Here is a 9,000-nt window from a genome sequence, read left to right as displayed (position 1 = left end):
GTAAGATTTTTTCGGTATTACCAGTGGGGATCTGCTATCGAATCAAGCAGGAAAGGAAAGGTGGAGAGTCGATCTGTAAGCCGGGTTTTGTCGAGGACAGTCATTCCTCTACGACGGCCATCACTGGACGCCTCTAGCAACCTACCCGGTTCCGACGCGGGCCACGCCTGATGGAACCCTATTTGGTCTTGCTCCGAGTGGGGTTTACCTAGCCACGAACTGTTGCCAGCCGTGCGGTGCGCTCTTACCGCACCTTTTCACCCTTACCGGCACCGAAGTGCTTAGGCGGTTATTTTCTGTGGCACTTTCCGTAGGCTCGCGCCTCCCAGGCGTTACCTGGCACTCTGCCCTATGGAGCCCGGACTTTCCTCCCCCCGCTGTTGTTCTACAAGGTAGCGGAACAAAAACAGGCAGCGACTGTCCGATCGACTCTCCGCCGACAAGATTAACGGCACACGCGCCCAAGAACAAGCGCTACCGGCATTTATATCAAACTGCCACTATTCGGCTTTCTGCTTTTCCAGGGCAAGTTGATACAAAAGGTTCTTGCGCACCCCGGTAATTTCAGCCGCCAGCGCCGCCGCCCGCTTCAGTGGCAACTCGGCCAGCAGCAGGTCGAGCACCCGCTGGGCCTCGGTACTGATGGCCTGCTCGCCTTCCGGCGCAGTCCAGCCGCCCACCAGCACCACACACTCACCGCGCTGCTGGTTGCTGTCACCTGCCACAAATGCCCGCAACTCAGCCAGCGGTAGGCCCTTGAGGGTTTCGAAGGTCTTGGTCAGCTCACGCGCCAGCAGCGCCGGGCGCTCGCCACCGAAAACCGCTTCCATGTCCTCAAGGCATTCAAGGATACGGTGCGGCGCCTCATAGAAGATCAGTGTGCGCGGCTCTTCCTTCACCTGCTCCAGGCGCGCCCGGCGCCCAACCTGCTTGGCCGGCAGGAAACCTTCGAAAATGAAGCGATCCGACGGCAACCCGGCCGCCGACAGCGCGGCGATCAAGGCGCAGGCGCCGGGCACAGGCACCACACTCACACCGGCTGCCCGCGCCTGCCGCACCAGGTGGTAGCCCGGGTCGGAAATCAGCGGCGTGCCGGCGTCGGAGACCAGCGCCACGTTTTCGCCGGCCAGCAGCTTGGTGAGAAAGCGCCCGCCCTCGTCACGCTCGTTGTGCTCGTGACAGGCCGCCAGTGGCGTATCGATACCAAAGTGTTGCAACAGGCGGATCGAATGGCGGGTATCTTCGGCGGCGATCAGCGCCACTTCTGCCAGCACCTTCAGCGCCCGGGCGCTCATGTCGTCGAGGTTGCCGATGGGGGTTGCCACCACATACAGCGTCCCCACCGTGGATTTCGAAGCCCCTGCCACATCAGTCACTGCGCACACCTGTCATTCGGATCAAAGCCGCCATTGTAGCCCGAGCGCCTGCAACAGGGCGCAAAGAACTTCATCGTCGACCTGCGGCAAGCCACCTATAGTGAAGGATCGACACGGCAACATCGCGCCCCGGCCAGTGCTTGGGTACAATTGCCGGCCAACTTGATCGAGTAACAGGACCTTTACATGATCGCTTGCCTGCGGCTGCTCACAGCCCTCTGCCTCGCTGCCCTGCTGGCAGCCTGCGCCAGCTCGCCCTCATCCAGCCTGGGCGAACTGCCACGCACGCCGGACGCCAGCATCGAGCAACTGCTCGAAAAGGCTGCATCCAGCAAGTCTGCGGAAGACGCCGCCCTGCTGCGCCTGAGCGCGGCCGACCTGGCCTACAAGCAGAAGGACTTCCCCCGTGCCGCACGCATTCTCGAGCAGGTCCCGCTGGACACCCTCAAGCCGGCCCAGCAAGTGTTCGCCAGCACCCTCGCTGCCGAACTGGCCATGAGCCGCAACCAGCCAAAGGCCGCCCTCGCTGCCCTGGCCCACCCTAGCCTGCAGCGCGTTGCCGAGCTGCCCCAAGAGCAGCAAGCACGCACCTACAACGTGCACGCCGCTGCCCTCGAGGCCGACGGCCAGGCCCTGGCTGCTGCACAACAGCGCGTACTGCTGGCCCCATTGCTCAGCGGCCAGGCCGCCAGCGCCAACAACGACGCCACCTGGGCCCTGGTTGCCTCATTGCCGGCAGAGCAGCTGCAGCAGCCTGGCAACGACCAGACCCTGAACGGCTGGGCCAGCCTGGCCCTCGCCGTGAAAAGCGCCGGCACCCTGGAGCAGCAGCAAGCCGCCATCGAGGCCTGGGTCAAGCAGCACCCGGACCACCCGGCTGCCCAACAACTGCCATTGGCGCTGACCAAGCTCAAGGAGCTGGCCAGCCAACCGCTGACAAAGATCGCCCTGCTCCTGCCTCAGGAAGGCCCGCTGGCCGGCGTTGCCCGCGCCCTGCGTGATGGCTTCATGGCCGCGCATTTCCAGGGCCAGCAAGCCGGCCAGCCGGCACCTGCCGTGCAAGTGTTCGACAGCTCGCGCATCGGTTCGCTCGACGACTTCTATCGCCAGGCCCAGGCCGCCGGCGTGCAACTGGTGATCGGCCCGCTGGAAAAACCACTGGTCAAGCAACTGGCCAGCAAACCGCAACTGCCAATCACCACCCTGGCCTTGAACTACGCCGATGCCGGCCAGGTAGCCCCGCCGCAACTGTTCCAGTTCGGCCTGGCTGCCGAAGACGAAGCCCGCGAAGTCGCCCGCCGCGCCCGCGCCGACGGCATGGTCCGTGCCGTGGCGCTGGTGCCAAGCGGCGAGTGGGGTGACCGCGTGCTGGCCGCCTTCCGTCAGGACTGGGAGGGCAATGGCGGCACCATACTCGCCGCCCAGCGCATCGCTCAGCCCGTTGCCCTGGCCCAACAGATCGCCGACCTGTTCCAGCTGCGCCAGAGCGAAGGCCGCGCCAAGAGCCTGCAAAGCACCGTAGGCGGCAGCATTGCCGCACAACCGTCGCGCCGCCAGGACATCGACTTCATCTTCCTCGCCTCCACCCCACAACAGGCGCAGCAGATCAAGCCGACGCTGAACTTCCAGTACGCCGGCGACGTACCGGTCTACGCCACCTCCAACCTGTACAGCGCCAGTGGTGACGTCAACCAGTACAACGACATGAACGGCATCCGCTTCTGCGAAACGCCGTGGCTGCTCGACACCAGCAACAGCCTGCGCCAGCAGGTGGTACAGCAGTGGCCACAAGCTGCCGGCAGCCTGGGCCGCCTGTATGCCATGGGCGTAGATGCCTACAGCCTGGCGCCACGCCTGGGCCAGCTGAAAGCACTGCCGGACAGCCGCGTCCAGGGCCTTTCCGGCAGCCTTGGCATCAATGCCAACCAGCGCGTCGAACGCCAGCTGCCATGGGCCGAATTTGCCGGCGGCCAGGTCAAGCGCCTGCCTGACACCCCGCGCTGATGGCCGCAGCATCACCAACCAGCGCCGGCCAGGCCGCAGAATCCCAAGCCCTTGAGTACCTTCAAGGGCAGGGCCTGCAGCTGCTTGCGCGTAACTGGCGATGCAAAGGCGGTGAGCTTGATCTGGTCATGCTCGACGCCGATACAGTAGTATTCGTCGAAGTCCGCTACCGGCTGCACGCGGCCTTTGGAGGCGCCCTCGACAGTATCGACGGGCGCAAGCAGAAACGGCTGGTGCTTGCCGCCAGCCTGTTCCTGCAAAAGGAGCCCCACTGGGGCAACCACCCCTGCCGCTTCGACGTTGTCGCCCTGCAGGGCAGCCACCATGCAGGCAGACCGCTTCAATGGCTGAAAAACGCCTTCGAATGCTGAACCCTCTTCGTATTTTTTGCTCTATGTATCGCGGGCTGGTCGTTGTTGCGCGTTGCAAAGGCCACCGCCCCACTTAAGGTCACCAGATGGACATGCAATCCCGAATTCGCCGGCTGTTCCAGGCCAGCATCGATACCAAGCAACAGGCGATGGACATCCTGGCACCGCACATCGAGCAGGCCAGCCTGGTCATGGTCAATGCGCTACTCAACGAGGGCAAGATGCTCGCCTGTGGCAACGGCGGCTCGGCCGGCGATGCGCAGCACTTTTCCTCGGAGCTGCTCAACCGCTTCGAGCGCGAACGCCCGAGCCTGCCGGCCATTGCCCTGACCACCGACAGCTCGACCCTGACCTCGATCGCCAACGACTACAGCTACAACGAAGTGTTTTCCAAGCAGATCCGCGCGCTGGGCCAGCCCGGCGATGTTCTGCTGGCGATCTCCACCAGCGGCAATTCGGCCAACGTGATCCAGGCGATCCAGGCCGCACATGACCGCGAAATGATTGTCGTAGCAATGACGGGGCGCGACGGCGGCGGCATGGCTTCGCTGCTGCTGCCCGAAGACGTGGAAATCCGCGTACCTTCGACGGTTACCGCGCGCATCCAGGAAGTCCACCTGCTGGCGATCCACTGCCTGTGCGATCTGATCGACAGCCAACTGTTCGGGAGTGAAGAATGACCCCTATGCGCCTCGGCCTGCTGGCCCTGACCCTGTGCCTGAGCGTCACCGGCTGCAGCTCGGTACTCACCTCTGCGCGCAATTCGCCGATTGAAGACGATCGCGGCACGCGCACCATCGGCAGCAAGATCGACGACTCGCTGATCGAAACCAAGGCCGCCGTGAACATCTCCAAGGCCAACCCGGACCTGGACAAGGGTTCGCACATCGTTGTCAGCAGCTACAACGGCATCGTCCTGCTGGCCGGCCAGACCCCGCGCGCCGACCTCAAGAGCCTTGCCGAGCAGACTGCCGGCCAGGTTCAACGCGTCAAGAAGGTGCACAACGAGCTGCAGGTCATGCAGCCCTCCTCGATCCTGGCGCGCAACAACGACGCCTGGCTGACCACCAAGATCAAGACCCAGATGCTGACCGACAATGCCGTACCCAGCTCGCGCATCAAGGTGATTACCGAGAACGGCATCGTTTACCTGCTCGGCCTGGTGACCCAGCAAGAGGCCAACTCGGCCACTGCCGTGGTGCAGGGTGTGTCGGGTGTGCAGAAGATCGTCAAACTGTTCGAATACATCGACTGATTGTTGGTCTGGAAATTTTCAGCGCCTGCAAGACCGAGCGCCGCCCGCGCGGCGCTTCGCGGCACAAGGCCGCTCCCACATCTGTTTCGGGCCAATTATTCCTGTGCCAGAGGCGTGCGCACCCTTGGTGAATGACTTGAGGCAAAGAAAAAGGCGATCCGGTTGGATCGCCTTTTTTATTACTTGACCACTTTCAGGCTGGGCCGACCCGTCGGGCGAGGCGGCTGGCCACCGCCCTCTGGCGGGCCATCGTCGTCCGGTTGCACATCATCATCATCTTCCAGATCTTCGCCATCCGGCGAATCCAGTTCAAAGACCATGCCTTGGCCGTTTTCACGGGCATAAATACCCAGGATGGCACCCACCGGCACGAACAGCGAATGGGCAACACCACCGAAGCGGCCCTCGAAACTGACTGCGTCGTTGTCCATGTGCAAGCTGCGCACGGCACTTGGCGAGATATTCAGGACAATCTGGCCATCACTGGCGAAACCATCCGGCACCTGAACTTTCGGGAATTCGGCATTGACCAGCATATGGGGCGTGCAATCGTTGTCGACGATCCACTCGTACAGTGCTCGAACCAGATAGGGGCGACTGGAGTTCATCAACGGCTCCTTAAAGCTTGCGCATTTCACGTTCTACGGAGGACAGGCTCGCCTGGAAAGGCTCGCGGGCGAACTGGCGCTCCATGTAATCCAGCAGCGGCTTGGCTTGCCGCGGCAACTCGATACCCAACACCGGCAAACGCCAGAGTATTGGAAGTAGACAACAATCGACCAGGCTTTGCTCATCGCTCATGAAGCAAGCGAATTCATTGAACAACGGCGAAACGCCGGTCAGGCTTTCGCGCAGGGCCTTGCGCGCTTCGGTACGGGCAGCCTCGCTGCTGCGCGAATCGAGCACGGTATCGGCCAGGGCGCACCAGTCGCGCTGGATGCGGTGCATCAGCAAACGGCTATTGCCGCGTGCAACCGGGTAAACCGGCATCAGCGGCGGGTGCGGGTAACGCTCCTCGAGGTATTCCATCACCACGGTCGATTCATACAACGCCAGGTCACGGTCGACCAGGGTCGGCACGCTGCCGTAAGGGTTGACCTCGGCCAGCTTGGGTGGCAAGCGCGCAGGGTCGACATCGATGACCTGCACACTGACGCCCTTCTCGGCCAGCACCAGGCGTACCCGATGAGAATAGTGATCAGCGGGATCGGAATAGCAGGCTAACCTGTTGGTTGCGCCCATGTAGCGGCTCCTCGCACGGGATGCTTGTGCAACTGTAAATGAAAACGCGCCCGGGGCCCCCTGGCATGACTACCAGGGCGCCCCGGGCGCGTTCAACAACCAGAAACTACTGCGTGATCAGTGCACGTCCTTCCAGTATTCACGCTTGAGCAAGTAGGCGAATACGAAGAAGAAAGCCAGGTACAGCAACACGTAGGTACCGATGCGCTGGCTTTCCAGTTTGACCGGGTTGGCCGAATAGGCCAGGAAGGTCACCAGGTTCTTGACCTTCTCGTCGAACTGCTCGGTGGTCAGGGTACCGGATTTCGGCGTGATGGTCAGCTGGTCACAGGCTTCGTGGGTAATCGGGCTACCGGTCAATGGGTCGAATTGCTTCTTGCCATCGGTCACCGTCTGCACCTGCTTGCAACCGATCACCTGGTTACCCTGCAGGCCGACCAGCACGTTAGGCATGCCGACGTTCGGGAACACCTTGTTATTCACCCCGTACGGCCGCGATGGGTCCTCGTAGAAGCTGCGCAGGTAGGTGTACAGCCAGTCGGTACCGCGCACCCGGGCAACCAGGGTGAGGTCGGGCGGCGCGGCGCCAAACCAGGTCTTGGCATCGCTTGGCTGCATGCCGATCTGCATGTGGTCACCGATCTTGGCGCCGGTGAACACCAGCTTCTCGAGCATCAGCTCGTGCGGGATACCGAGGTCATCGGCGACCCGCTCGTAACGCTGGAACTTGGCACTGTGGCAACCCATGCAATAGTTGGCAAAGGTACGCGCACCGTCCTGCATGGCGGCCTTGTCGGTCAGGTCGATATCGGCCTTGTCCAGTTCCAGGCCGTGTTCGGCAGCGAAGGAAAAGGCAGGCATCACTGCCAGCAAAAATACTGCAATCAACTTTTTCATCAGCCAGTCACCCTTTCCGGAACCGGTTTGGTCTTCTCGAGCCTTGTGTAGAACGGCATCAGCAGGAAGTAGGCGAAGTACAGCACCGTGCACACCTGTGACAGCAAGGTACGCCCGGGTGTCGGTGCCAGTACGCCGAGCACGCCGAGGATGACGAAGGCCACGCAGAACACCAGCAGGAAGACCTTGCTGATCCAGCCCTTGTAACGCATGGAACGCACCGGGCTGCGGTCGAGCCAGGGCAGTACGAACAGCACGGCGATGGCCGCACCCATGGCAATCACGCCCATCAGCTTGTCAGGCACCGCACGCAAGATGGCGTAGAACGGTGTGAAGTACCACACCGGCGCGATGTGCTCGGGTGTCTTGAAGGCGTTGGCCTGCTCGAAGTTCGGTTTCTCCAGGAAGTAACCGCCCATTTCCGGGAAGAAGAACACCACGGCGCAGAACACGAACAGGAACACCACCACGCCGACAATGTCTTTCACGGTGTAGTAAGGGTGGAACGGGATGCCGTCCAGCGGGATACCGTTTTCATCCTTTTTCTTCTTGATGTCGACGCCATCGGGGTTGTTAGACCCCACTTCATGCAGGGCGAGGATATGCAGCACCACCAGGCCAAGGATCACGATAGGCAGGGCCACCACATGCAACGCAAAGAAGCGGTTCAGGGTGATGCCCGAGATCAGGTAGTCCCCGCGAATCCATTGCGTGAGGTCGTCACCGATCACCGGGATGGCACCGAACAGCGAGATGATCACCTGGGCACCCCAGTACGACATCTGGCCCCACGGCAGCAGGTAACCCATGAAGGCCTCGGCCATCAGCGCCAGGTAGATCAGCATGCCGAACAGCCAGACCAGCTCGCGTGGCTTCTGGTAGGAGCCGTAGAGCAGGCCACGGAACATGTGCAGGTAGACTACGATGAAGAACGCAGACGCGCCGGTAGCGTGCAGATAGCGCAGGATCCAGCCGTATTCCACGTCACGCATGATGTACTCGACCGAGGCGAAGGCCTCTTCCGCCGAGGGCGTGAAGCTCATGGTCAGCCATACCCCAGTGACGATCTGGTTGACCAGTACCAGCAATGCCAGGGAGCCGAAGAAGTACAGGAAGTTGAAGTTCTTGGGCGCGTAATACTTGCTCAGGTGGTCTTCCCACATTTTGGTGGCGGGGAAGCGAGCATCAATCCAGTCCATGAACTTGCTCATCATGCGTTCTCCTGGTCGACGCCGATGACGACAATCTCGTCCGACTCGTATGAGTGCGGTGGCACAGGCAGGTTAAGGGGCGCCGGCTGCGACTTGTAGACACGGCCAGCGAGGTCGTAGTGGGAGCCATGGCACGGGCAGAAATAGCCGCCCACCCACTTCGGACCCAGGTCGGCGGGTGCGACTTCCGGGCGGAAGGTGGGCGAACAACCCAGGTGCGTGCACAGGCCGACGAGGATGAGCACTTCCGGCTTGATCGAACGCACCTCAGGGTCGACGTAGGTCGGCTGCACTGAAGCCTTCGACTCTGGATCAGAGAGTTCGCCGGTAATTTTTTTGAGGTTGCCAAGGATTTCCGGCGTTCGCCGCACGATGAATACAGGCTGGCCACGCCACTCTGCAACCATCTGCTGCCCAGGCTCGACCTTGGCGATATTGACCTTCACCGGTGCACCTGCGGCTTTCGCCTTGGCACTGGGAAACCATGACCCCACGAACGGTACCGCAGCCCCCACTGCTCCCGCTGCCCCGACCACGGATGTCGCGGCTACGAGGAAGCGGCGCCGGCCTGCGTTGACGCCGTCATTGCTCATTCAGTCCTCTCCCATCAGCTTGCTTGGCCTGTTGAACCAGGCTTGTACTTA

The 9,000-nt window shown here is 61.9% G+C and carries 10 protein-coding genes and 1 other RNA gene; 4 read left to right on the top strand and 7 right to left on the bottom strand.

The features are described 5' to 3' along the window. Positions 1–60: 60 nt before the first annotated feature. An RNA gene (rnpB, locus tag ACI2KG_RS02300) (RNase P RNA component class A) lies at positions 61–433 on the bottom strand. 67 nt (positions 434–500) lie between these two features. After that, positions 501–1,376, bottom strand: coding sequence for a 16S rRNA (cytidine(1402)-2'-O)-methyltransferase (gene rsmI, locus ACI2KG_RS02295; RefSeq protein WP_404660640.1), 876 nt, complete (start codon positions 1,374–1,376; stop codon positions 501–503). A gap of 186 nt (positions 1,377–1,562) precedes the next feature. Here rsmI and ACI2KG_RS02290 point away from each other — a divergent pair, with 186 nt between their 5' ends. From ACI2KG_RS02290 to ACI2KG_RS02275, 4 genes are all read left to right on the top strand, one after another. Next, a complete protein-coding gene (locus ACI2KG_RS02290; RefSeq protein WP_404660639.1) occupies positions 1,563–3,380 on the top strand; it encodes a penicillin-binding protein activator in 1,818 nt (605 codons plus the stop codon). Continuing rightward, positions 3,380–3,751, top strand: coding sequence for a YraN family protein (locus ACI2KG_RS02285; RefSeq protein WP_400614510.1), 372 nt, complete (start codon positions 3,380–3,382; stop codon positions 3,749–3,751). The genes ACI2KG_RS02290 and ACI2KG_RS02285 overlap by 1 nt, the downstream gene beginning before the upstream one ends. Before the next feature lie 86 nt (positions 3,752–3,837). Then, entirely contained in the window at positions 3,838–4,431 is a 594-nt protein-coding gene (locus tag ACI2KG_RS02280; RefSeq protein ID WP_136913061.1) for a phosphoheptose isomerase, read from the top strand. Further along, positions 4,428–5,006 (top strand): BON domain-containing protein, encoded by a 579-nt coding sequence (locus ACI2KG_RS02275; RefSeq protein WP_201202042.1) that lies wholly within the window; start codon positions 4,428–4,430, stop codon positions 5,004–5,006. Before ACI2KG_RS02280 ends, ACI2KG_RS02275 begins: the two co-directional genes overlap by 4 nt. A 179-nt stretch (positions 5,007–5,185) precedes the next feature. Here the strand turns inward: ACI2KG_RS02275 and ACI2KG_RS02270 are convergent, their stop codons facing one another. From ACI2KG_RS02270 to petA, 5 genes are all read right to left on the bottom strand, one after another. Then, complete coding sequence (locus ACI2KG_RS02270) at positions 5,186–5,614, bottom strand: ClpXP protease specificity-enhancing factor (RefSeq protein ID WP_404660638.1); 429 nt, start codon at positions 5,612–5,614, stop codon at positions 5,186–5,188. 10 nt (positions 5,615–5,624) lie between these two features. After that, entirely contained in the window at positions 5,625–6,248 is a 624-nt protein-coding gene (locus ACI2KG_RS02265) for a glutathione S-transferase N-terminal domain-containing protein (RefSeq protein WP_400614503.1), read from the bottom strand. A 117-nt stretch (positions 6,249–6,365) separates the two neighbouring features. Beyond that, on the bottom strand, positions 6,366–7,145 hold the full coding sequence (locus ACI2KG_RS02260) for a cytochrome c1 (protein WP_400614500.1): 780 nt from the start codon (positions 7,143–7,145) through the stop codon (positions 6,366–6,368). Next, positions 7,145–8,356 carry a cytochrome bc complex cytochrome b subunit gene (locus tag ACI2KG_RS02255; protein WP_056801798.1) on the bottom strand — a complete coding sequence of 404 codons (1,212 nt, stop codon included), beginning with the start codon at positions 8,354–8,356 and terminating at the stop codon, positions 7,145–7,147. The genes ACI2KG_RS02260 and ACI2KG_RS02255 overlap by 1 nt, the downstream gene beginning before the upstream one ends. Beyond that, complete coding sequence (gene petA / locus ACI2KG_RS02250) at positions 8,356–8,949, bottom strand: ubiquinol-cytochrome c reductase iron-sulfur subunit (protein WP_201202028.1); 594 nt, start codon at positions 8,947–8,949, stop codon at positions 8,356–8,358. The genes ACI2KG_RS02255 and petA overlap by 1 nt, the downstream gene beginning before the upstream one ends. Between the last annotated feature and the right edge of the window lie 51 nt (positions 8,950–9,000).

Origin of the sequence: Pseudomonas sp. NPDC089407 (assembly GCF_044900445.1) — a bacterium.
Lineage (GTDB): Bacteria > Pseudomonadota > Gammaproteobacteria > Pseudomonadales > Pseudomonadaceae > Aquipseudomonas.
Note: the sequence above shows the minus strand (reverse complement) of the source record. Positions and strands in the feature narration are given on the sequence as shown.

Excerpts from the sequence above, each read along its gene's own strand:
- ACI2KG_RS02290 (WP_404660639.1), top strand. The coding sequence starts at position 1,563 with ATGATCGCTTGCCTGCGGCTGCTCACAGCCCTCTGCCTCGCTGCCCTG.
- ACI2KG_RS02285 (WP_400614510.1), top strand. The coding sequence starts at position 3,380 with ATGGCCGCAGCATCACCAACCAGCGCCGGCCAGGCCGCAGAATCCCAA.
- ACI2KG_RS02280 (WP_136913061.1), top strand. The coding sequence starts at position 3,838 with ATGGACATGCAATCCCGAATTCGCCGGCTGTTCCAGGCCAGCATCGAT.
- ACI2KG_RS02275 (WP_201202042.1), top strand. The coding sequence starts at position 4,428 with ATGACCCCTATGCGCCTCGGCCTGCTGGCCCTGACCCTGTGCCTGAGC.
- ACI2KG_RS02270 (WP_404660638.1), bottom strand. The coding sequence starts at position 5,614 with ATGAACTCCAGTCGCCCCTATCTGGTTCGAGCACTGTACGAGTGGATC.
- ACI2KG_RS02265 (WP_400614503.1), bottom strand. The coding sequence starts at position 6,248 with ATGGGCGCAACCAACAGGTTAGCCTGCTATTCCGATCCCGCTGATCAC.
- ACI2KG_RS02260 (WP_400614500.1), bottom strand. The coding sequence starts at position 7,145 with ATGAAAAAGTTGATTGCAGTATTTTTGCTGGCAGTGATGCCTGCCTTT.
- ACI2KG_RS02255 (WP_056801798.1), bottom strand. The coding sequence starts at position 8,356 with ATGAGCAAGTTCATGGACTGGATTGATGCTCGCTTCCCCGCCACCAAA.
- petA (WP_201202028.1), bottom strand. The coding sequence starts at position 8,949 with ATGAGCAATGACGGCGTCAACGCAGGCCGGCGCCGCTTCCTCGTAGCC.